Here is a 22,061-nt window from a genome sequence, read left to right as displayed (position 1 = left end):
CGCGGCGTTTTTTCGTTCGGCATACTCAGTTTGTAATTTCAGCGTGCCAGATGTGCAACGTTACAGCATGCCGGAGCCGAAGATCTCCGTGTGGATGCGCGAAGCATCGACGCCGCGGGCAATCAGCGCCTCGCGCTGTTCGCGCATGAACGCCACGGGGCCGCACAAGTAATAGTCGGCGTCGGGCAGCAGCACATCCGCTTCGACGCGGCCGATATCGATGCGCCCTTCGAAGTCGTAGTCCACGCCCTGGCGGTCGTTTGCGCCGACTTCTTCGTAGAACACCGCGCGCTTGACGTTCGGGTACTCGGAGACCGCGTGACGCAGGAAGTCGCGGAATGCGTGCACCTGCGCGTTACGGCATGCGTGCACGAAGGTCACCTTGCGCTCGCTGCGCTCGGCGATCAGCGTGGAGAGCATCGACTTCATCGGCGTGATGCCCACGCCGCCGCTCATCAGCACGACTGGCGACGTCTTCTTGCGATCGAGCGTGAATTCGCCCATCGGCGCGCTCACGTGCACCACCGTGCCCTCTTCCACGCCGTCATGCATGATGTTCGACACGTGGCCCGGCTGCGCGTCGCCGCGGCCAGTTTCCCGCTTCACCGAGATGCGCAGCCACTTGCCGTGGGGCGCGTCCGAGAGGCTGTACTGACGCGGCTGGTCCACGCCGAGCTTGTCGACGAAACGCGTCACGCTCACGTACTGGCCCGGCTCGAAGCCGCCTGCGGATGCACCGTCGGCCGGCGCGAGATAGAACGAGGTGATCTCGTCGCTTTCGACTTGCTTGCGCATCACCTTGAACGGACGGAAGCCGCTCCACGAAGCGCCCTCGTACAGCTTCGCCTCGGTGCCGATCATGATGTTCGCGAGTTGCTCGTAGGCTACGGCCCAGGCGTCGAGCGTGGGCTGGTCCACTGCGTCGCCGAGCACGTCCACGACTGCGCCGAGAAGATGGCGGCCGACGATCGGATAGTGCTCCGGACGGATGTTCAGGCTCGCGTGCTTGTGCGCGATGTGCGTGACCGCGCCGCCGAGCGCGCCCAGATTGTCGATGTTCGCCGCGTAGGCATACACCGCGCGGGCGAGCGTTTCGGGCTGGCTGCCGCTTTGCTGATGCGTCTGGTTGAAGATGTTCTTGAGCTCGGGGTGCGCGGCGAACATCCGCTTGTAGAAATGCTTGGTGATCGTGGCGCCGTGCTCGGCGAAAACGGGCGCAGTGGCCTTCACGCGGGCCATCTGGTCGGCGGTGAGCGCAGTCATTTACGGCTTCTCCGTGGTAAAGATGCACACAAGATACATCTTTAATGCGACAGGCCGACCCAGGCATTTTGTCGCACCCCAGCAATTTCCGGATTGCGCCAGCCGTGAATGCGCGGCGGATGGCCGCCGCGCGGGCTTCGGAGGAGCTTTTGCGATGCGGGAAACAGTCTTTTTCGGACGAGGGCGGCGCTTGCTCACGCCCTTTTATGTCTTACGCGCCCTTGCCCGTGCCCCGGTCGTGCCGCCAGAGCACGTCGCTGCCGCCCGCGGCCCGGTTGAGCACGCGAGCGAGCACGAACAGCAGGTCGGAAAGCCGGTTGACATAACGGCGCGGCGTATCGGCGAGCGGCGGGCCTGAGTTCGCCGAAGCACCCAATGCGACGACCGCGCGCTCGGCACGCCGGCATACGGTGCGGCACACATGCGCGAGCGCCGCCGCCCGCGAGCCGCCCGGGAGGATGAATTCCTTGAGCGGCGGCAGCGTGGCGTTGTAGTGCTCGAGCCAGCCGTCGAGCCGCGCGAGGTGTTCGTCGGTCACGAGCGTGTGGCCCGGTATGCACAGCTCGCCGCCCAGATCGAACAGGTCGTGCTGGATCGCGACGAGCGCCTCGCGCACGTCGTCGGGGAGCGTTTCGCACAGCAGTACGCCGATCTGCGAGTTCAGCTCGTCGACGTCGCCAATCGCGGCGATGCGCGCGTCGTCCTTGCGCACGCGGCTGCCGTCGCCGAGTCCGGTCGAGCCGTCGTCGCCGGTGCGCGTTGCAATCTTGCTCAGGCGATTGCCCATGTTGTGCTCTCCGAAGCTGTAAATACGCGCATGTCGCGCATCACGTGCGCCCGGCGCCGTGCGAGGCGCCCACGGCTGCCGGCCCCATTATAGGTTTCGTGCACCGCAGCAAAAGGAGCGCGGCTTTGCGGCGCGAACGTTCAGCGTAAAATGGATCGAGCCAGAAGTCATACCCATACGAAGGAGACACCCGCGTGAATCACCCCGCGCCGCCGGCCCTCGCACGCCGCCCGTTCCCCACTGAACTCCTCGATCAACTGCGCAGCGCGTTCGGCGAACGCGTGTCCACCTCCGAAGCCGTACGCGCCCATCACGGCCGCGACGAATCGCCCTTCGACCCGCAACTGCCCGACGCCGTGGTGTTCGCGCAGAGCACCGAGGATATCCAGACCATCGTGAAGCTGTGCGCCCGTCATGGCGTACCGATCATTCCCTACGGCAACGGCTCGTCGCTCGAAGGTCACTTGCTGGCCGTGCAGGGCGGCGTCTCGATCGACCTCTCGCAAATGAACCGCGTGCTCTCGATCAACGCCGAAGATCTCACCGTGACCGTCGAGCCTGGCATATCGCGCAAGCAGCTCAATGAGGCGCTGCGCGACACGGGTCTGTTCTTCCCGATCGACCCGGGCGCCGATGCGAGCATCGGCGGCATGACGGCCACGCGCGCCTCGGGCACCAATGCCGTGCGCTACGGCACGATGCGCGAGAACGTGCTCGGCCTGACCGCCGTGCTCGCCGACGGCCGCGTGGTCAAAACCGGCACGCGCGCACGCAAGTCGTCGGCGGGCTACGACCTCACACGCCTTTTCGTCGGCTCGGAAGGCACGCTCGGCGTGATCACCGAAATCACGGTGCGACTCTATCCGCAGCCCGAGGCAGTCTCGGCCGCGGTGTGCGCGTTCCCTTCGATGGCAGAGGCCGTGCGCACGGTGATCGAGACGATCCAGATCGGCGTGCCGATCGCGCGCGTGGAGTTCATCGACTCGCTCGCGGTGCGCGCGATCAACAAACATTCGAACCTCACGCTGCGCGAAAAGCACACGCTTTTCTTCGAATTTCACGGCACCGAGGCCGGTGTCGCTGAGCAGGCGCAACTCGTACAGGAGCTTGCCGCGCAGCACGGCGGCGAAGGCTTCGAGTGGGCCACACGCCCCGAAGACCGCAGCCGCCTGTGGAACGCGCGCCACAACGCTTACTTCGCGATGCTGCAGCTCAAACCCGGCTGCCGCGCCGTGACGACCGACGTGTGCGTGCCGATCTCGCGTCTCGCCGAATGCGTGATCGAGACGGAAACCGATCTCAAAGCCTCGCCGCTGCCCTGCCCGATCGTCGGCCACGTGGGCGACGGCAACTTCCACGTGGCGATCCTGATCGACCCAGACAAGCCCGAGGAAATCGACGAGGCCGAGCGCCTGAATCACCGCATCGTGCAGCGTGCGATCGCGATGGACGGCACCTGCACGGGCGAACACGGCGTAGGCCTGCACAAGATGGATTTCCTCGTGGAAGAGCACGGCGCGGACACCATCGACACGATGCGCGCAATCAAGCACGCACTCGATCCGCACAACCTGATGAACCCGGGCAAGATCTTCAGCTGGGCGGTGTAACCGACAAGCGCTGAGAAGCGCACACAAGCGCAACAGACGGGAGGAGAGATGAACGCACCAGAGGCGAACTTGCCCGAGCTGAGCCCGGAAGCGCTCGCGCAACGTCAGCGCGAGGTAGTCCAGGCGCTGATGGCCGTGCTGCCGGCGCATTGCCTGCTGCATCGCGAGGAGGACACCGTCGCCTACGAGTGCGACGGCCTTGCCGCGTACCGTCGGCTGCCGCTCGCCGTGGCGCTGCCGGAAACCGAGTCGCAAGTGCAACGCATCGTGCAGATCTGCCGGCGCCTCGACGTGCCGGTCGTGCCGCGCGGCGCGGGCACCGGCCTCTCGGGCGGCGCCATGCCGATCCGGCACGGCATTGTGCTTTCGCTCGCGCGCTTCAAGCGCATCCTCGAAGTCGATCCCTACGCGCGCACGGCGACCGTGCAGCCCGGCGTGCGCAATCTGGCCGTTTCCGAAGCGGCGGCGCCCTTCGGCCTTTACTACGCGCCAGACCCTTCGTCGCAGATCGCTTGCACGATAGGCGGCAACGTTTCGGAGAATTCGGGCGGGGTCCATTGCCTCAAGTACGGCCTCACGGTGCACAACGTGCTGCGCGTACGCGCAGTGACGATGGACGGCGAGATCGTCGAATTCGGCTCGCTCGCGCCCGATGCACCGGGCCTCGATCTGCTCGCGGTAATGATCGGCAGCGAAGGCATGTTCGCGATCGTGACCGAAGTGACCGTCAAGCTGATTCCGCGCCCGCAAACCGCGCAAGTCATCATGGCGAGCTTCGACGACGTCGTGAAAGGCGGCGATGCCGTGGCGGGCATCATTGCCTCGGGCATCATACCGGCCGGCCTCGAAATGATGGACAAGCCGGCCACGCGCGCCGTGGAAGAGTTCGTGAACGCGGGCTACGACCTCGACGCCGCCGCGATCCTGCTGTGCGAAGCCGACGGCACGCCCGAGGAAGTCGCCGACGAGATCGCGCGCACGACCACGGTGCTGCGCGAGCATGGCGCCACGCGCATCCAGATCTCGCGCACCGAGGAAGAACGCCTGCGCTTCTGGTCGGGCCGCAAGAATGCGTTTCCGGCGGCGGGCCGCATCTCGCCCGACTACTACTGCATGGACGGCACTGTGCCGCGCCGCGCGATCGGGCCGCTGCTTGCGCGCATCCACGAAATGGAAAAGCAGTATGGACTGCGCTGCATCAACGTCTTCCATGCCGGCGACGGCAACATGCACCCGCTCATTCTCTTCAACGGCAACGACCTCGACGAATGGCACCGCGCAGAGGCCTTCGGCTCGGACATTCTCGAGACCTGCGTCGAACTGGGTGGCACCGTGACGGGCGAGCACGGCGTGGGCATCGAAAAGATCAATTCGATGTGCGTGCAATTCTCGCCTCAGGAGCGCGACGCGTTTCATGCGGTAAAACACGCGTTCGACCCGGCCAGGTTGCTCAACCCCGACAAGGGCATCCCCACCCGTGCGCGCTGCGCCGAGTACGGGCGCATGCACGTGCGGGGGAATCTGCTGCCACACCCCGAGTTGCCGCGGTTCTGACAGACGCGCAAACACCCACCCGGCACCGCGCAGTCTATGCATATCGCGTGACCCGCATGAGGGTCCGCTCCGGGTTGTCAGGAGAGGTTCGCTCAGTACAATCGAACGAACCATATAACGAACGAGCGCGACCATCACGACATGGAAGAGGACGACATCGTCTCGGACTGGTCCGAACGCATCCGGGCGGCGAGCGCCGATGGCCGGGCGCTGCGCATTCGCGGCGGGGGCACGAAGGACTGGTACGGCCAGTCGCTCGAAGGCGAGATTCTCGACACGCGCGCGCACCGCGGCATCACCGCGTACGACCCGGCAGAACTGGTGATCACGGCGCGCGCCGGCACACCGCTTGCGGAAATCGAAACGGCGCTCGCGGCCCACAGCCAGATGCTCGCGTTCGAGCCGCCGCACTTCGGCGCACAGGCCACCCTGGGCGGCTGCATTGCCGCAGGCATTGCCGGGCCGCGGCGGGCGAGCGCGGGCGCACCGCGCGACTTCGTGCTGGGCGCGGTGCTCATGAACGGCCACGGCGAGGTGCTGCATTTCGGCGGCCAGGTCGTGAAGAACGTCGCGGGCTACGACGTTTCGCGGCTCATGGCGGGGTCGCTCGGCACGCTCGGCCTGCTGCTGGAGCTTTCGGTGAAGGTGCTGCCGGTACCGCAAGCGGAAACCACGCTCAAGTTCGACATGAACGGCACCGACGCCGTGCGCAAGCTCAACGAATGGGGCGGCCGCCCGCTGCCGATGACGGCGAGCGCCTGGCGCAACGGCACGCTCGCGGTCCGCCTCGCGGGCGCGGAAGCCGCGGTGAAGACGGCCCGCGCGAGCCTGGGCGGCGAAGTGGTGGACGCTGTGGAGGCCGAGCGCTTCTGGGCGGGCCTGCGCGAGCAGACCGATCCGTTCTTTGCGTCGATTGCGCCCAACGCGGCGCTGTGGCGGCTCGCGCTGCCCTCGATCGCCGAGCCCCTGCAGTTGCCGGGCGCGCAGCTCATGGAATGGGGCGGCGCGCAGCGCTGGTGGATCACGGAAACCGACGCGCAAACGGTGCGTATCAGCGCGAAGCAAGCCGGCGGTCACGCCACGATGTTCCGCACAGGGCGCGACTACGACCGCAGCGCGGGGGTCTTCACGCCTTTGCCCGCGCCGCTCATGAAGATCCATCGCGGCCTGAAGGCCGCCTTCGACCCGGCCCGCATCTTCAATCGCGGCCGGCTGTATTCCGACTTCTGACGACACCCACACGCGGCAATGCAGACGAACCTCGCGGACTTCATACGCAACACCCCCGACGGCGACGAAGCCGACGCGATCCTGCGCAAGTGCGTGCATTGCGGCTTCTGCACCGCGACCTGCCCAACCTATCAGTTGCTCGGCGACGAGCTGGACGGCCCGCGCGGGCGCATCTATCTCATGAAGCAGATGGTGGAAGGCGCGCCAGTCACGAAGAGCACGCTCACGCACCTCGACCGCTGCCTCACCTGCCGCAGTTGCGAGACCACCTGCCCTTCCGGCGTGCAATACGGGCGCCTCGTGGAAGTGGGCCGCAAGCATGCCGAACAGATGGTGAAGCGTCCGCTGCGCCAGCGCGTCATGCGCCGCCTGCTCGCGGGCGTGCTGCCGCGCCGCGCCCTCTTCACGCCGGCCATGCGCCTCGGCCAGCAGGTGCGGCCGCTTCTGCCCAAACGCCTGCGCGACAAGGTGCCGGTGCGCCAGCGCTCGCTCGCGTGGCCCACGGCGAAGCACACGCGCAAGATGCTGATGCTGCAAGGCTGCGTGCAGCCCTCGATGATGCCCAACATCAATACCGCGACCGCGCGCGTGCTGGACGCCCTTGGCATCGAAACGATCGTCGCGCCGCAATCGGGCTGCTGCGGCGCGATTCGCCTGCATATGGGCTACGCCGACGATGCGCTCGACGATGTGCGCGCGAACATCGACGCCTGGTGGCCCTACATCGAGCAAGGCGCGGAAGCGATCGTGATGAACGCCTCGGGCTGCGGCGCGACGGTGAAGGAATACGCGCACCTGCTGCGCGACGATCCGGCCTATGTGGAAAAAGCGCGCCGCGTGGTCGAGCTCACACGCGATCTTTCGGAGCTGCTGCCCGCATTCGAGGAACAGCTCGTGGCCGCGACGAGGCGGCGCGGCATCAAGACGGTAGCCTGGCATCCGCCCTGCACGCTTCAGCATGGCCAGCAGTTGCGTGGTGGCGTGGAACGGCTGCTCACCGCGCTCGGACTCGACGTGCGACTGCCCGCCGACAGCCATCTCTGCTGCGGCTCTGCGGGCACGTATTCGATCATGCAGCCGCGCCTTTCCTACACGCTGCGCAACCAGAAAGTGGACCGGCTGCAGGCGCTGGAGCCGCAATTGATCGTCTCCGCCAACATCGGCTGCATCACGCACCTGCAAAGCGGCACGGCGATTCCGGTCACGCACTGGATTGAGCTGGTCGAACATATGCTGGTGACGAATTGAACCGATCGGGAACGGAACCAGCGTAACAAGACGCGCGGCGCGCCAACAGTCGGCCATTCGGTATAGCCTTTCTGGCCAGTGTTTCGCGCCGTGCGCAGTCCGTATAATGGCCGTCGTTCTGTTCGTTTTGGATCCAAAAGCGGCGCCCGGCATTTCACGCGCCAGCCTTCAGCCCCGATGACCGATCTCTCCCACAATCTCGAAGCTGTCCGCGAGCGCATCGCCGCCGCCGCCCGCAACGCCGGCCGCGACCCGAAAAGCGTGGAGTTGCTCGCGGTTTCGAAAACATTTCCCGCGCAGGACGTGCGCGCCGCTCACGCCGCTGGCCAGCGTGCGTTCGGCGAGAACTACGTGCAGGAATCCGTGGACAAGATCGAGGCGCTCGCCGACTTGCGCGCGAGCATCGAATGGCATTTCATCGGGCCGCTCCAATCGAACAAGACACGCCCCGTAGCCGAGCGCTTCGACTGGGTCCATTCGGTCGATCGTCTGAAGATTGCCGAACGCCTGTCGGCGCAACGTCCCGCCGGCATGGCGCCGCTCAACGTCTGCCTCCAGGTCAACGTGAGCGGCGAGGCCAGCAAGAGCGGCGTCACCCCGCAAGAAGCGCAGCAGGTCGCGCGCCAGATCGCCGCCCTGCCCAACCTGCGCCTGCGCGGGCTCATGTCGATTCCCGAGCCGGAAACCTCGCTCGAGGCGCAACGCGCGCCGCACCGCCAACTGCGCGAGCTGTTCGACGCGCTACGCGCAGAAGGCCTCGCGCTCGACACGCTCTCCATGGGCATGTCGGCCGACCTCGAAGCCGCGGTGCTCGAAGGCGCGACGATCGTGCGCGTCGGCACCGCGATTTTCGGCGCGCGCGACTACTCTCACTGATTCACTGAACGATTCCATCACCATGAAAATTGCCTTCATCGGCGGCGGCAACATGGCCGCCGCACTCATCGGCGGCCTGATCCGCAAGGGCGTTCCCGCCGACAACCTCTACGCGATCGATCCGAACGAGGACGCCCGCAAGCGCAGCGCCGAGCAGTTCGGCGTGCGCACCGGCGCTGCGGCGGACTCCGCGCTCGCTTCTTACGACGCGGTTCTGATCGCCGTGAAGCCGCAAATCGCCAAGGCCGTGGCCGAAGGCATCGCCCCGCACCTGGGCGCCAATCAGGTCGTCATCAGCATCATGGCCGGCATTCGCATCGACGACCTCTCGCGTTGGCTGGGTGGCCACGCGCGCGTCGTGCGCACGATGCCGAACACGCCCGCGCTGATCGGCATGGGCGCAACCGGCCTCGTCGCGAGCAGCGGCGTGGACGCAGCGGGCCGCCAGCTCGCTTCGGATGTGCTCGGCGCAGTCGGCCAAACGGTCTGGTTCGACGACGAAGCGAAGATCGACGCGGTCACGGGCATCTCGGGCAGCGGCCCAGCCTACGTCTTCTACTTCATCGAAGCGCTCGAAGAAGCGGCGCGCCAGCTCGGCATGGACGAGCAGCAAGGCCGCGCGCTCGCCATCGCCACGTTCACGGGCGCGGCGCAACTCGCGCTGCAATCGGACGAGCCGCCCGCCGTGCTGCGCGAGCGTGTGACCTCCAAGGGCGGCACGACCGCTGCGGCGCTGGCGTCGTTCGACGCGTCGGGCGTGAAGGCCGCCATCGTCAAGGGCGCGCTCGCGGCCGATGCACGTGCGAAGGAAATGGGCGAGGAATTCGGCAAGCAGTAAACCTGCTGCAGCGTCCAGATAAAAAAAGCGCCGGGTGTGTCATGCACCCGGCGCTTTTTTCATCGATCTGGCCTCAGAGTCCCGCGACGGCGTAGTGGGCCGCAATCCCGACGAACAGCACGCCGCCCAGCCAGTTGTTATGGCGGAACGCGGCGAAGCACGGCATGCGCTCGCGGTTCTTGATGAGCGTGTAATGGTAGATGGCGCAGCCCACGGCGGCCGCCCAGCCGAGCCAGTAGAGCCAGCCGAAGCCCAGCGTCACGCCCACCCACACGTAAATGCCGAGCGTGGCCGCATAGCAGAGCATGATCGCGAGCACGTCGAAGCGGCCGAACGTGAGCGCCGAGGTGCGAATGCCGATCTTGATGTCGTCGTCGCGATCGACCATCGCGTACTCGGTGTCGTAGGCCACGGACCAGAACACGTTCGCGCACAGCATGATCCACGCGAGCGCCGGCACGTGATCCTGCACGGCGGCGAAGGCCATAGGAATGCCGAAGCCGAACGCAATGCCCAGATACGCCTGCGGAATCGCGAAAAAGCGCTTGGTGAACGGATACGACGCCGCCACGAACAGCGCCACGACCGAAAGCTGCTTCGTCAGCGCATTGAGCGGCAGGATCAACAGGAACGACACGAGCGCGAGGCCCGCGGCAATCGCCACCGCTTCCCAGGCGCGAATGCGACCCGACGTGATGGGGCGTTCGGCCGTGCGTTTCACGTGGCGGTCGAAGTCGCGGTCGGCGTAGTCGTTGATCGCGCAGCCCGCCGAGCGCATCAGCACGGTGCCGACCGTGAAAATGATCAGCAGCGAGAGGGGCGGATGGCCGTCCGAGGCGATCCATAGCGCGTTGAGCGTCGGCCACAGCAGCAGCAGGCTGCCGATCGGCTTGTCCATGCGGACGAGCCGCAAATAGAGCGGGAGTCGGGCGAACATGATCGGGGCGGGAAAAGCGATGCCGCTATTGTAGGCCACGGCGGCACGCCGTCGCCGCGAGCCGCACCCGCGCAAAAACAAAGGCCCGCCGGACATCCGGCGGGCCTTTCATCGTGCTAATCGTGCTTCAGGTGCAGCGCCCAGGCGCTGCATCGGCATCAGGCCAGCAGCGAGCGCAGCATCCACGCGGTCTTTTCGTGCGTCTGCATGCGTTGCGTGAGCAGGTCGGCGGTCGGTTCGTCGTTGGCCGCTTCCGTCGACGGGAAAATTGCGCGCGCGGTGCGCACCACGGCTTCCTGGCCTTCCACCAATTGGCGAATCATGTCTTCCGCGGCCGGCACGCCGTCCGCTTCGGGAATCGACGAGAGCTTCGCGAATTCCTTGTAGCTGCCCGGCGCATGCACGCCCAACGCACGAATACGCTCGGCGATGGCGTCCACGGCCAGTGCGAGTTCGTTGTACTGCCCTTCGAACATCAGGTGGAGCGTGTTGAACATCGGCCCCGTGACGTTCCAGTGGAAGTTGTGCGTCTTCAGATACAGCGTGTAGGTGTCCGCGAGCAGGCGCGAGAGACCGTCCGCGATCTTCTTGCGATCCTTGTCGCTGATACCGATATTCACGTGCTGTACGGTTGCTTTTTTGGCCATGACGACTCCTTGTGTAGCAGTGAGACTACGCGTGCTTGACGATCCTGTTGCGCCGCCTGCGCCTTGAAAAACTGGCGCGCGAGCGCTCGATCGGTCGTCAGTGTAGCCTGGAAATATCAGAAAGCCCGCTCATCCGACCCTACTGTGCAGCAACGTGCCCGGCTCGTTCAGTGCCCCGCCAGGTGTGCGAAGGCTTGCGTGGCGATCGCCACGAAACCGCTCGCCACGATCGCGAAGCCCACCACCCGGCGCACGATCTCCGTGCCTTGCGCGCGCGTGCGCGCCATCGCGGTCGCATTTCCTGGGCCCATGGTCTTGAGGGTCATCGTCATCGTTCGGGTCATGATCGTGCTCCTGTGGTGTTTCCTCGAAGTCCTGCTTCGGGCGCGGCTCGCTGTCTCAAGGTTGTGACAACAAACCGCGCCCGCGTCCTTACTTCGCCAGCTTCGCGATCGCGTCGATCACGCCTTGCGCATACGCCGGATCGGCGCGGCGGAAGTGCTCGATCTGGCGCTCCACGATCTCCGCCGGCACGCCGTTGATATGCCGGGCGATGTTCGCGAAAAGCCGCTCGCGCTGGCGCGCATCGAACAGCCGGAACAACGCGCCCGGCTGGCTGTAGTAATCGTCGTCTTCGCGGTGATCGTAGTGATCGACCGCACCGGCCGCGAGCGGCGGCTCACCCGCCTGCGGACGCTGCGCGAAGTCGCCGAAACGGCTCGGTTCGTAGTTCACGTTGCCGCCCAGGTTGCCGTCAGTGCGCATCGCGCCGTCGCGATGGAACGAGTGGAACGGGCAGCGCGGCGCGTTCACCGGAATCTGGTGATGGTTCACACCGAGGCGATAGCGCTGCGTGTCGCCATACGAGAACAGACGCCCCTGCAACAAGCGATCCGGCGAGAAACCGATGCCCGGCACCACGTTCGCCGGCGTGAAAGCGGCCTGCTCGACATCGGCGAAATAGTTCTCCGGATTGCGGTTCAGCTCGATCGTGCCCACGTCGATCAGCGGATAGTCCTTGTGCGGCCAGATCTTCGTGATGTCGAACGGGTTGTACGGCACCTTCGCGGCATCGGCCTCTGGCATCACCTGAATGCGGAAATGCCACTTCGGGAAATTGCCCTTGTCGATCTCGTTGAAGAGATCGCGCTGCGCCGATTCGCGGTCCTGAGCAATCACTTGCGCGGCTTCGGCATCGCTGTAGTTCTCCACGCCCTGCGCCGACTTGAAGTGGAACTTCACGTAGAAGCGCTCGTTATTCGCGTTGATGAACGAGAACGTGTGCGAGCCGAAACCGTGCTGCTGGCGATAGTTCTTCGGAATGCCGCGATCGCTCATGAGGATCGTCACCTGATGCAGCGACTCCGGATGACGCGACCAGAAGTCCCACGCCGCCACGTTGTTGCGCATGTTGGTGCGCGGATCACGTTTTTGCGTGTGGATGAAGTCCGGGAACTTGAGCGGATCGCGAATAAAGAACACCGGCGTGTTATTGCCGACGATGTCCCAGTTGCCCTCTTCCGTGTAGAACTTGATCGAGAAGCCGCGCACGTCGCGCTCGGCGTCGGCCGCACCGCGCTCGCCCGCCACGGTCGAGAAGCGGATGAAGAGCGGCGTTTCCTTGCCGACCTCGCCGAACACTTTCGCCTTCGTATAGCGCGAGATGTCGTGCGTGACCTTGAGCGTGCCGAACGCGCCCGAGCCCTTCGCGTGCACGCGGCGTTCGGGAATCACTTCGCGGTCGAAGTGCGCGAGCTTTTCGAGGAGCCACACGTCCTGCAGCATCACCGGGCCGCGCCGACCGGCGGTGAGCGAGTTCTGGTTATCGACGACGGGCGCGCCGGCTGCCGAGGTGAGAGTACGGTCGGTCATGCTGGATTCCTTCCTTGCTTGCGTGTGTGTTCTGGAATTCGGTGATATTTGCTTCGGGATGGCGCGTGGCCGTCAGGCGGACAGCGCTCGGTCGACGAGCAGCGAGAACCACACGGTGCGAAGGCCAGAATGGGCGCGTGCCGACGTGCTGGGAGTGTTCGGGGTGGTGGTTTGCATCGCTTCCTCCAGGGGTTTCCGGTTGGGATCGGTTAGAGGAAACTTTATCAATGACTATCGATATCTGTAATTTGATTTATTCAATCTATCGAATAGACGTTGATTATTGGGGTCGCAAGAAACGTAAGACTGGGGAATGGTGGCGCGGACGAATGCCGCGCCGGAGAGGCAAACGCGCCGCGCAGCCCGAAAGCGCACGGCGCGATGTACGTCAGGCCGCTTCGGCAGGCGCCTCGATCTTCTTCACACCGGGCAGATCGCAGGCGTGAATGGCGTCGACGATCGCCTCGATCGCCGGCATGCGCGTGAAGCTCTTGCGCCATGCGAGGACCACGCGGCGGTCCGGCACGGGTTCGTCGAACGGCACATAGGAAAGCAGCCCGGAATCCACGCCGCCCGCGTGCGGCTTCACCTCGGTCACCGACATGCGCGGCAGCACGGTAATGCCCACGCCGCTCGCGACCATATGACGAATCGTCTCCAGCGACGAGCCTTCGAACGTTTTCTGGATGCCGTCGGCGTTCTGCGAGAAGCGCATCAGTTCCGGGCACACGCCCAGCACGTGGTCGCGGAAGCAATGACCGCTGCCGAGCAGCAGCATGGTTTCCTGCTTGAGGTCGTCCGGGTCGATCTTCGGACGTTGTTCCCAAGCATGGCCCGACGGCAGCGCCACGACGAACGGTTCGTCATAGAGCGGCCGCAGCGTGAGGCCGGTTTCGGGGAACGGCAGCGCCATGATCGCCACGTCGATCTCGCCCTGCTTGAGCAGCTCGATGAGCTTGAGCGTGTAGTTCTCCTGCAGCATGAGCGGCATTTGCGGCACGCGCTTGATCATCTGCTTGACGAGCGTGGGCAGCAGGTAGGGCCCGATCGTATAGATCACGCCAAGGCGCAGCGGCCCCACGAGCGGGTCCTTGCCCTGCTTGGCGATTTCCTTGATCGCGAGCGTCTGTTCGAGCACGCGCTGCGCTTGCGTGACGATCTGCTCGCCGATGGGCGTCACGCTCACCTCGCTCGTGCCGCGCTCGAAGATCTGCACGTTCAGTTCGTCTTCGAGCTTCTTGATCGCGACCGAAAGGGTCGGCTGGCTCACGAAGCAGGCTTCCGCTGCCCGTCCGAAGTGGCGCTCTCGAGCTACCGCGACAATATATTTCAGTTCAGTGAGCGTCATTCGGGGACCAATCAAAAAAGGTGAATCAATAGCTTGTAGTTATACACCTATGGCGGTGATTCGCCAATAATCAACACCCCTATGCGGGGCGTGATCAGCGCAAAAGGGTCAGACGGCGTAGGCGCGCGCAGGTTCCGCGCAATGGACTCGCAGTTGGACTATTTAGGCTTTCAGGTACTGCTCGCGGGCGCCGAGCCAACGGTTCAAATGCTGCGTGACGACGAGCGGAAACTCGTGCAGCAGACGATCGGCTGCGCCGCGCGCCGGCTCGATGAGCCACGCGTCGGTCTCGAGGTTCGCGAAGCGCAACATCGCCGCGCCAGATTGACGCGCGCCCAGGAATTCGCCGGGGCCGCGGATTTCGAGGTCTTTGCGCGCGATCTCGAAGCCGTCGGTGGTCTCGCGCATCGTTTGCAGGCGTGCGCGCCCCGTGAGCGACAACGGCCCGGTATAGAGCAGCACGCACACCGAAGCGGCGCTGCCCCGCCCCACGCGCCCGCGCAACTGGTGCAATTGCGCGAGGCCGAAGCGCTCGGCATGCTCGATCACCATCAGCGACGCGTTGGGCACGTCCACGCCCACTTCGATGACCGTCGTCGCCACGAGCAGTTGCACCTCGTTGCGTGAGAACGCATCCATGACGGCGGCCTTGTCCGTGGAAGCGAGGCGCCCGTGCACGAGGCCCACGGTGAGTTCCGGCAACGCAGCCACGAGCGTTTCGTAAGTCTCGACGGCCGTTTGCAGCTGCAGCGTCTCGCTTTCCTCGATCAGCGGACATACCCAGTACACCTGACGACCCGTGAGCGCCGCCGCGCGCACGCGCGCGATCACTTCCTCGCGGCGCGCGTCGGAAATGAGCTTCGTAAGGATCGGCGTGCGGCCGGGCGGCAGTTCGTCGATGGTGGAGACGTCGAGATCCGCGTAGTACGTCATGGCGAGCGTGCGCGGGATCGGCGTAGCCGACATCATCAGTTGATGCGGCTGAAACTCGCGATGCGTGTCTCCAGGCGCCTTCGCATTCTGCGCCTTGGCGCGCAGCGCGAGCCGCTGCTCGACGCCGAAGCGATGCTGCTCGTCGACGATCACGAGGCCAAGGCGCGCGAATTCCACGGCCTCCTGAATGATCGCGTGCGTGCCGATCACGAGCTGCGCCGTGCCGAGCGCCGCGGCTTCGAGCGCCGCGCGCTTTTCCTTCGCCTTGAGGCTGCCCGCGAGCCACGCCACCTGCACGCCGAGCGGCTCGAGCCAGCCGCGCAGCTTGCGCGCGTGCTGTTCCGCGAGGATTTCGGTGGGCGCCATGAGCGCGGCCTGGTAGCCCGCGTCGATGGCCTGCGCAGCCGCGAGCGCCGCGACCACGGTCTTGCCGCTGCCCACGTCCCCTTGCAGCAGGCGCTGCATGGGGTGCGGCTGTTCGAGATCGTGCGCGATTTCGGCCACCACGCGCTCCTGCGCGCCGGTGAGCGTGAACGGCAGCGCGCCGCGCAGCCGCGCGAGCAGCGTCTCATCGCTCTTGCGGCCCGCGATGTGGCGCGCCATCGCCGGCGCGGCGCGCGTGCGGCGCTCTTCGTGCGCACGCTTGAGCGACAGTTGCTGCGCGAGCAGTTCCTCGAATTTGATGCGCGTCCACGCGGGATGCGTGCCGTCGATCAGCTCATGCTCGTCGGCGTTCACGGGCGGGTGGTGCAGCGTCTTCACTGCGTCCATCAAGGGCGGCAGATTCAGCGGCTCCATGAACTCGTGCGCCACCGCATCCGGTAGCAGTTCTGGCAGATGCGCACGCGAAAGCGCGTTGTCGATCGCCTTGCGCAGATACGCCTGGCTCACGCCCGCCGTGGACGGATACACCGGCGTGAGCGCCTGCGGCAGCGGCGCGTCGCCCTCCACGACCTTCACCGCCGGATGCACCATCTCCATGCCGAAGAAGCCGCCACGCACGTCGCCGCGCACGCGCAGGCGCTTGCCGATCGCCATCTGTGTGACCTGCGAGCCGTAGAAGTTCAGGAAGCGCAAATGAAGCTGGTCGCCGTTGTGATCCTCCAGCTTCACGAGGAGCTGGCGGCGCGGCCGGTAGGCGATCTCGTTGTCGAACACCACGCCTTCGGTTTGCGCGATGCCGCCCGGCAGCAGCTCGCCGATGGGCGTGAGCGTGGTTTCGTCCTCGTAGCGCATCGGCAGATGCAGCACGAGATCGATATCGCTACGCAGGCCGAGTTTGGCGAGGCGGTCGGCGGTTTTAGTGAGCTTGGGCTTGTCTTTGGCTGCGGCTTTTTCTACGGCGTCTTCCACGGCCTTGTCTGCGGACTTTTTCGCGGCGCGTTTGCGCGCGGGCGCTGCGGCCCCTTGCGTCGCGTCCGTTTGCCGCTTGCGCGCGCCGTCCTCGGGCGTGCGCGCGTCGTCGGGCGCGTCGCTCGCGGAATCGGCTTCGGACATCAATCGGCTAACGGATGGGGGCATGGGCAGCTTCGCAAGTACAATATCGGCTTTCCGGCATGGCGCGCCGCGTGCGGCGCAAGGCCTCTGCCATCGGGCGCGTCGCACGCATCGCTATCGCGCACGTCCCGCAATCATAGCCTTTCGTCACGCACGAACGGCCATTGCAGCCGCTTTTTGGGGCACAACCGTTCGACGGTTCGGCTCCGCAAAGCCGCCGCGCGCCGGGCCTCCGGCGCATTTCCGTTATTTCAGGCCGCATGTTCAAGCTTTCCGATTTCGATTTCGACCTCCCCGAGGAACTGATCGCGCAGACCGCCCTGCCCGAGCGCAGCGCGAGCCGCTTGCTCGAGGTCGACAACACGACGCAGTTGCCAGGCCAACCCGCGCGTCTGACCGATCGCCGCTTTTCCGACCTGCCCGCGTGCATCGCGGCGGGCGACCTGCTCGTCTTCAACGATACCAAGGTGCTGAAGGCGCGTTTCTTCGGCCAGAAGGCGAGCGGCGGCAAGATCGAGGTGCTCGTGGAGCGCCTGACCGGCGCGCGCACGGCGCTCGCGCAGATCCGCGCGAGCAAGAGCCCCGGCCCCGGCACGGTGCTGCGCCTCGCCGATGCGTTCGAAGTGACGGTGGGCGAGCGCGTCGATCAGTTCTACACACTGCACTTCCCCGACGACTGCCTCACGCTGATCGAGCAGCACGGCCGTCTGCCGCTGCCGCCCTACATCACGCACGACGCCGACGCGAGCGACGAAACGCGCTATCAAACGGTGTTCGCGCAGAATCCGGGCGCGGTGGCCGCGCCCACGGCGGGCCTGCACTTCGACGACGCCTTGCTCGCGCAACTCGACGCGCAAGGCGTGGAGCGCGCCACGCTCACGCTGCACGTGGGTGCGGGCACGTTCCAGCCGGTGCGCGTGGAGAACATCGCCGAGCACAAGATGCATAGCGAGTGGTACGAACTGCCGCAATCGCTCGTCGACAAGATCGCGGCCACGCGTGCGCGCGGCGGCCGTGTGATCGCCGTGGGCACGACCTCGATGCGCGCGCTCGAAGCCGCTGCGCGCGACGCCGACCGCGAAGGCCGCGCGCTTGCGGCAACGCAGGCGGAAACCGATATCTTCATCACGCCTGGCTACCAGTTCCGTGTGGTGGACCGGCTCGTGACGAACTTCCACCTGCCGAAGTCCACGCTCCTGATGCTCGTTTCGGCGTTCGCGGGCATCGAAACGATACGCGCTGCGTATCGTCACGCGATTGCGGAACGCTATCGCTTCTTCAGTTACGGTGACGCGATGCTGCTGACCCGAACCGACGACGCGCTCAACAAGTAACACGCACCTTTCCCAAGCCGTCGCGCGATACATCGAACGCGCGGCGGCGTTTCACCATCTGCGCCGGACTGTTTTCCGGTTGCACAGGAGTCAACCGCATGACCGACGGTCATCAAAGCAACGCACGCGCCGAACACGGCGCCTATCTGGGTGAACGCCCGCAAAACGGCCTGAAATTCGAACTGCTCGGCACCGACGGCCTCGCCCGCCGTGGCCGCGTCACGCTCAATCACGGCGTGGTCGAGACGCCGATCTTCATGCCCGTGGGCACGTACGGCACCGTGAAGGCCACGCAGCCTCGCGAGCTCGAAGAGATGAAGGCGCAGATCATTCTCGGCAACACCTTCCACCTCTGGCTGCGCCCGGGCCTGGAAACAATCGAGGCGCACGGCGGCCTGCATCGCTTCATGGGCTGGAACCGGCCGATCCTCACGGATTCGGGCGGCTTCCAGGTGTTCTCGCTCGGCGACCTGCGCAAGATCTCGGAAGACGGCGTGCGCTTCGCCTCGCCCGTCAACGGCGACAAGCTGTTCCTCTCGCCCGAAGTGTCGATGCAGATCCAGAAGGTGCTGAACTCGGACATCGTCATGCAGTTCGACGAGTGCACGCCCTACGCGACCAACGGCGTGCCCACCACGCACAAGGAAGCCGCGGATTCGATGCGCATGTCGATGCGCTGGGCGCAGCGCTCGATCGACGAGTTCAACCGTCTCGGCAACCCGAATGCACTGTTCGGCATCGTGCAGGGCGGCATGTTCGAGGACCTGCGCGACGAATCACTCGCCGGCCTCTCGCAGATGCCGTTCCACGGCTATGCGATCGGCGGTCTTTCGGTGGGCGAACCGAAGGAAGACATGATGCGCGTGCTGGAACACATCGCGCCGAAGCTGCCGGCCGACAAGCCGCACTACCTGATGGGCGTAGGCACGCCGGAAGACCTGGTGGCGGGCGTGGCCTCGGGCGTCGACATGTTCGACTGCGTGATGCCCACGCGCAACGCGCGCAATGGCTGGATCTTCACGCGCTTTGGCGACATCAAGATCCGCAACGCCGTGCACCGCAACTCGCTGCGCCCGCTCGACGAACAATGCGGCTGCTACACCTGCCGCAACTTCACGCGCGGCTACCTGCACCACCTGCACCGCGTGGGAGAGATCCTCGGCGCGCAGCTCAACACGATCCACAATCTGCACTACTACCTGGAGCTGATGAGCGAGATGCGCGCGGCGATCGAGACGAAGACGTTCGCGGCGTTCCGCCAGCGCTTCGCCGAGCAGCGCGCACGCGGCGTGGACTAACGCCGGACGCCAAACATTACAATATCCTTTCGTGACGATGGCGCGGGCAAGGCATGCGGTCCGCTCGCACCGCCCCGGTTTTCGCGCACACACATGCCGCGCCGGGGCGGGATCCGGGATAAGCACTTGATCGCAAAGCCTATTTTGCGTCATCGTCGCGATGAATGCCGGTGGTAGAATAACCGGCTCGCTTTTTGATCGTAAAAAACGGAGAGACCAACGTGTCGTTCATTTCCAATGCCTTCGCGCAAGGCAGTGCAGCAGGTGGTGCCGAATCGAGCCTCATGAGCTTCCTGCCGCTCATTCTGATGTTCGCTGTGCTGTACTTCATCATGATCCGTCCGCAGATGAAGCGTCAGAAGGAACATCGCAACATGCTCGCGGCCATGGCCAAGGGCGACGAAGTGATCACGAGCGGCGGCATCGTCGGCAAGGTGACCAAGGTCAGCGAAGCCTACGTCGGCGTCGAAATCGCGGACGGCACGGAAATCACCGTGCAGAAGTCGTCGGTCTCGACCATCCTGCCGAAGGGCACGATCAAGTCGCTGTAAAGCTTCACGGTTTCCCCGAGGCCGTTGCCATCAAAAGAACGGCCTCGCGCATCCGGCCCGCCCTCGCAGCCACTGACCAGCAAACGTCAATGCAGGTACGCCCCGAAGGCAACGCCGGACGCGCACGCAGCGCTTAAGGCCATTCCCCTCCCCCGTTGGGTCAACCAATGAACCGTTATCCCCTCTGGAAATATGTCGTGATGCTGGTGGCGCTCGTCATCGGCTTCGTGTACACATTGCCCAATTTCTTCGGCGAAGCGCCCGCGGTCCAGGTGTCGAGCGGTAAAGCCACCGTCAAGCTCGACTCGGGCACGCTCGCCCAGGTCGAAGCCGCGGTCGCCGCGAACAATATCCGCGCGACCGACGTGACGTTCGACAACTCGACGATGAACGCGAATATCCGCGTGCGCGTCGCCGACACGGACACGCAGCTGCGCCTGAAAGACGCGCTGAACAAGGCGCTGAACGCCGACCTGAACGACCCGCAGTACATCGTCGCCCTGAACCTGCAGAGCGCGTCGCCGCGCTGGCTCACGTCGCTGCACGCGCTGCCGATGTACCTCGGCCTCGACCTGCGTGGCGGCGTGCACTTCCTGCTCCAGGTCGACATGAACGGCGCGCTCAACAAGAAGCTCGACTCCGACGCTTCGGACGTGCGCACGCTCCTGCGCGACAAGAACATCCGCGACGGCGGCGTGAACCGCGTGAACCAGTCGGTGGTCGTCAATTTCGCCGACGCCGATACGGCCGAGCAGGCGCGCAAGGTCCTCGCGGGCTCGGGCGGCATCACCGAACTGCAGTGGGCCTCCCAGAACAACCCCGAAGGCGGCGTACAGCTCGTCGGCACGTTCACGCCGGCCGTGAAGACGGCGGTTCAGCAAGCCGCGCTCAAGCAGAACATCCAGACGCTGCACAACCGCGTGAACGAGCTTGGCGTGGCCGAGCCCGTGATCCAGCAGCAAGGCGACGACCGTATCGTGGTCGAGCTGCCGGGCGTGCAGGACACCGCCAAGGCGAAGGACATCATCGGCCGCACGGCGACGCTCGAAGCGCGCCTCGCCGACCCGATGGGCCTGCATCCGGACGTGAATGCGCCGGTGCCGCCGGGCGACGAGCTCTTCACGCAAGGCAACGCCGCGCCGGTGCTGCTGCGCAAGCAGGTGATCTTCACCGGCGACCGCATCATCGACGCCTCGGCGGGCTTTGACGAGCATCAACGTCCGTCGGTCAACATCCGCCTCGACTCGGCGGGCGGCCGCGCGGTGCGCGCCGTCTCGCGCGACAACATCGGCAAGCCGATGGCGATGGTGCTGTTCGAAAAGGGCAAGGGCGAAGTGCTGACGGTGGCGACCATCCAGTCGGAACTGGGCGACCGCTTCCAGATCACGGGCCAGCCCACGCCGCAGGCCGCCGCCGACCTTGCGCTGCTGCTGCGCGCAGGCTCGCTCGCCGCGCCGATGGACATCATCGAGGAACGCACGGTCGGCCCGAGCCTTGGCGCGGACAACATTCGCAAGGGCTTCGACTCAGTGATCTACGGCTTCGCCGCCATCGCCGTGTTCATGATCGCGTACTACATGCTGTTCGGCGCGATCTCGATGATCGGCCTGTCGGTGAACCTGCTGCTGCTCGTGGCCGTGCTCTCCATGCTGCAGGCCACGCTCACGCTGCCGGGTATCGCGGCTATTGCGCTGGCGCTCGGTATGGCGATCGACGCGAACGTGCTGATCAACGAGCGCGTGCGCGAAGAACTGCGCAATGGCGCGCCGCCGCAGCTGGCCATCCAGAACGGCTACGCACACGCCTGGGCGACGATTCTCGACTCGAACGTGACCACGCTCATCGCCGGTCTCGCGCTGCTCGCGTTCGGTTCGGGCCCGGTGCGCGGCTTTGCGATCGTGCACTGTATCGGCATTCTGACGTCGATGTTCTCGGCCGTGTTCTTCTCGCGCGGTCTCGTGAACCTCTGGTACGGCGGCAAGAAGAAGCTCAAGTCGCTTGCAGTGGGTCAAGTCTGGCGTCCGGAGCCGGATGAAGGCCCGCCCGCGCTCGCCGGCGCCGATGCTGGCACCGACACGGGCCGCGCCGTTGCGGCCACCACCGGCACCGCCCGGCGCGAACCGGCCAAGGCCGGCGCGAAGGGCGCCACGCGCGCCAAACCGGTCGTGCGCCGCCGCGATGCCCAGGGCGGCACCGGCGGCTCCGGCAACAACACCGGCTCGTCCCGCTGATACGGAG

18 protein-coding genes are annotated in these 22,061 nt (G+C 65.6%); 10 read left to right on the top strand and 8 right to left on the bottom strand.

Annotated features, from left to right (window positions below; genetic code table 11):
* Positions 1 to 60: 60 nt before the first annotated feature.
* Together hmpA and E1N52_RS10250 are read right to left on the bottom strand one after the other, a co-directional pair.
* On the bottom strand, positions 61 to 1,263 hold the full coding sequence (hmpA, locus tag E1N52_RS10255; protein WP_133182452.1) for an NO-inducible flavohemoprotein: 1,203 nt from the start codon (positions 1,261 to 1,263) through the stop codon (positions 61 to 63).
* 211 nt (positions 1,264 to 1,474) lie between these two features.
* Positions 1,475 to 2,050, bottom strand: a complete 576-nt coding sequence (locus tag E1N52_RS10250; RefSeq protein ID WP_133182450.1) for a cob(I)yrinic acid a,c-diamide adenosyltransferase — start codon at positions 2,048 to 2,050, stop codon at positions 1,475 to 1,477.
* A 194-nt stretch (positions 2,051 to 2,244) separates the two neighbouring features.
* On the opposite strand from E1N52_RS10250, the gene E1N52_RS10245 reads away from it, so the two are divergent.
* The 6 genes from E1N52_RS10245 (at position 2,245) to proC (ending at position 9,406) form a co-directional block, all read left to right on the top strand.
* Positions 2,245 to 3,660 carry an FAD-binding oxidoreductase gene (locus tag E1N52_RS10245; RefSeq protein ID WP_133182448.1) on the top strand — a complete coding sequence of 472 codons (1,416 nt, stop codon included), beginning with the start codon at positions 2,245 to 2,247 and terminating at the stop codon, positions 3,658 to 3,660.
* A gap of 48 nt (positions 3,661 to 3,708) precedes the next feature.
* Positions 3,709 to 5,214 (top strand): FAD-linked oxidase C-terminal domain-containing protein, encoded by a 1,506-nt coding sequence (locus E1N52_RS10240; RefSeq protein ID WP_028201996.1) that lies wholly within the window; start codon positions 3,709 to 3,711, stop codon positions 5,212 to 5,214.
* A 141-nt stretch (positions 5,215 to 5,355) separates the two neighbouring features.
* The gene (gene glcE, locus E1N52_RS10235) at positions 5,356 to 6,444 is read left to right on the top strand and encodes a glycolate oxidase subunit GlcE (protein WP_133182446.1); all 1,089 of its coding nucleotides are present in this window, start codon (positions 5,356 to 5,358) and stop codon (positions 6,442 to 6,444) included.
* 18 nt (positions 6,445 to 6,462) lie between these two features.
* The gene (gene glcF, locus E1N52_RS10230; protein WP_133182444.1) at positions 6,463 to 7,692 is read left to right on the top strand and encodes a glycolate oxidase subunit GlcF; all 1,230 of its coding nucleotides are present in this window, start codon (positions 6,463 to 6,465) and stop codon (positions 7,690 to 7,692) included.
* 177 nt (positions 7,693 to 7,869) lie between these two features.
* A complete protein-coding gene (locus tag E1N52_RS10225) occupies positions 7,870 to 8,568 on the top strand; it encodes a YggS family pyridoxal phosphate-dependent enzyme (RefSeq protein ID WP_133182442.1) in 699 nt (232 codons plus the stop codon).
* 22 nt (positions 8,569 to 8,590) lie between these two features.
* Positions 8,591 to 9,406, top strand: coding sequence for a pyrroline-5-carboxylate reductase (proC, locus tag E1N52_RS10220; RefSeq protein ID WP_133182440.1), 816 nt, complete (start codon positions 8,591 to 8,593; stop codon positions 9,404 to 9,406).
* Between the two features lie 73 nt (positions 9,407 to 9,479).
* On the opposite strand, the gene ubiA is transcribed toward proC, so the two are convergent.
* The 6 genes from ubiA to recG form a co-directional block, all read right to left on the bottom strand.
* Positions 9,480 to 10,343, bottom strand: coding sequence for a 4-hydroxybenzoate octaprenyltransferase (gene ubiA / locus E1N52_RS10215; protein WP_133182620.1), 864 nt, complete (start codon positions 10,341 to 10,343; stop codon positions 9,480 to 9,482).
* A gap of 158 nt (positions 10,344 to 10,501) precedes the next feature.
* A complete protein-coding gene (locus E1N52_RS10210; RefSeq protein WP_028209467.1) occupies positions 10,502 to 10,990 on the bottom strand; it encodes a Dps family protein in 489 nt (162 codons plus the stop codon).
* A 167-nt stretch (positions 10,991 to 11,157) separates the two neighbouring features.
* Entirely contained in the window at positions 11,158 to 11,334 is a 177-nt protein-coding gene (locus E1N52_RS44010; RefSeq protein WP_165979356.1) for a hypothetical protein, read from the bottom strand.
* A gap of 88 nt (positions 11,335 to 11,422) precedes the next feature.
* Positions 11,423 to 12,862, bottom strand: coding sequence for a catalase (locus tag E1N52_RS10205; RefSeq protein WP_133182438.1), 1,440 nt, complete (start codon positions 12,860 to 12,862; stop codon positions 11,423 to 11,425).
* Positions 12,863 to 13,250: 388 nt separating this feature from the next.
* On the bottom strand, positions 13,251 to 14,210 hold the full coding sequence (locus E1N52_RS10200) for a hydrogen peroxide-inducible genes activator (RefSeq protein ID WP_133182436.1): 960 nt from the start codon (positions 14,208 to 14,210) through the stop codon (positions 13,251 to 13,253).
* A 162-nt stretch (positions 14,211 to 14,372) separates the two neighbouring features.
* Positions 14,373 to 16,664: an ATP-dependent DNA helicase RecG gene (recG, locus tag E1N52_RS10195; protein WP_133182434.1), complete on the bottom strand. Its 2,292-nt coding sequence runs from the start codon at positions 16,662 to 16,664 to the stop codon at positions 14,373 to 14,375.
* 236 nt (positions 16,665 to 16,900) lie between these two features.
* On the opposite strand from recG, the gene queA reads away from it, so the two are divergent.
* The 4 genes from queA (at position 16,901) to secD (ending at position 22,054) form a co-directional block, all read left to right on the top strand.
* Positions 16,901 to 17,974 carry a tRNA preQ1(34) S-adenosylmethionine ribosyltransferase-isomerase QueA gene (queA, locus tag E1N52_RS10190; RefSeq protein WP_133182433.1) on the top strand — a complete coding sequence of 358 codons (1,074 nt, stop codon included), beginning with the start codon at positions 16,901 to 16,903 and terminating at the stop codon, positions 17,972 to 17,974.
* Positions 17,975 to 18,072: 98 nt separating this feature from the next.
* Positions 18,073 to 19,272 (top strand): tRNA guanosine(34) transglycosylase Tgt, encoded by a 1,200-nt coding sequence (gene tgt, locus E1N52_RS10185; protein ID WP_133182432.1) that lies wholly within the window; start codon positions 18,073 to 18,075, stop codon positions 19,270 to 19,272.
* Between the two features lie 221 nt (positions 19,273 to 19,493).
* Entirely contained in the window at positions 19,494 to 19,823 is a 330-nt protein-coding gene (gene yajC, locus E1N52_RS10180) for a preprotein translocase subunit YajC (RefSeq protein ID WP_042262488.1), read from the top strand.
* A 167-nt stretch (positions 19,824 to 19,990) separates the two neighbouring features.
* Entirely contained in the window at positions 19,991 to 22,054 is a 2,064-nt protein-coding gene (gene secD / locus E1N52_RS10175; protein ID WP_133182431.1) for a protein translocase subunit SecD, read from the top strand.
* Positions 22,055 to 22,061: the final 7 nt, after the last annotated feature.

Origin of the sequence: Paraburkholderia guartelaensis (genome assembly GCF_004353905.1) — a bacterium.
Lineage (GTDB): Bacteria > Pseudomonadota > Gammaproteobacteria > Burkholderiales > Burkholderiaceae > Paraburkholderia > Paraburkholderia guartelaensis.
Note: the sequence above shows the minus strand (reverse complement) of the source record. Positions and strands in the feature narration are given on the sequence as shown.

Excerpts from the sequence above, each read along its gene's own strand:
- E1N52_RS10205 (WP_133182438.1), bottom strand. The coding sequence starts at position 12,862 with ATGACCGACCGTACTCTCACCTCGGCAGCCGGCGCGCCCGTCGTCGAT.
- E1N52_RS10200 (WP_133182436.1), bottom strand. The coding sequence starts at position 14,210 with ATGACGCTCACTGAACTGAAATATATTGTCGCGGTAGCTCGAGAGCGC.
- proC (WP_133182440.1), top strand. The coding sequence starts at position 8,591 with ATGAAAATTGCCTTCATCGGCGGCGGCAACATGGCCGCCGCACTCATC.
- hmpA (WP_133182452.1), bottom strand. The coding sequence starts at position 1,263 with ATGACTGCGCTCACCGCCGACCAGATGGCCCGCGTGAAGGCCACTGCG.
- E1N52_RS10210 (WP_028209467.1), bottom strand. The coding sequence starts at position 10,990 with ATGGCCAAAAAAGCAACCGTACAGCACGTGAATATCGGTATCAGCGAC.
- E1N52_RS10225 (WP_133182442.1), top strand. The coding sequence starts at position 7,870 with ATGACCGATCTCTCCCACAATCTCGAAGCTGTCCGCGAGCGCATCGCC.
- E1N52_RS10240 (WP_028201996.1), top strand. The coding sequence starts at position 3,709 with ATGAACGCACCAGAGGCGAACTTGCCCGAGCTGAGCCCGGAAGCGCTC.
- queA (WP_133182433.1), top strand. The coding sequence starts at position 16,901 with ATGTTCAAGCTTTCCGATTTCGATTTCGACCTCCCCGAGGAACTGATC.
- glcF (WP_133182444.1), top strand. The coding sequence starts at position 6,463 with ATGCAGACGAACCTCGCGGACTTCATACGCAACACCCCCGACGGCGAC.
- glcE (WP_133182446.1), top strand. The coding sequence starts at position 5,356 with ATGGAAGAGGACGACATCGTCTCGGACTGGTCCGAACGCATCCGGGCG.
- E1N52_RS10250 (WP_133182450.1), bottom strand. The coding sequence starts at position 2,050 with ATGGGCAATCGCCTGAGCAAGATTGCAACGCGCACCGGCGACGACGGC.
- secD (WP_133182431.1), top strand. The coding sequence starts at position 19,991 with ATGAACCGTTATCCCCTCTGGAAATATGTCGTGATGCTGGTGGCGCTC.
- tgt (WP_133182432.1), top strand. The coding sequence starts at position 18,073 with ATGACCGACGGTCATCAAAGCAACGCACGCGCCGAACACGGCGCCTAT.
- E1N52_RS44010 (WP_165979356.1), bottom strand. The coding sequence starts at position 11,334 with ATGACCCGAACGATGACGATGACCCTCAAGACCATGGGCCCAGGAAAT.
- recG (WP_133182434.1), bottom strand. The coding sequence starts at position 16,664 with ATGCCCCCATCCGTTAGCCGATTGATGTCCGAAGCCGATTCCGCGAGC.
- ubiA (WP_133182620.1), bottom strand. The coding sequence starts at position 10,343 with ATGTTCGCCCGACTCCCGCTCTATTTGCGGCTCGTCCGCATGGACAAG.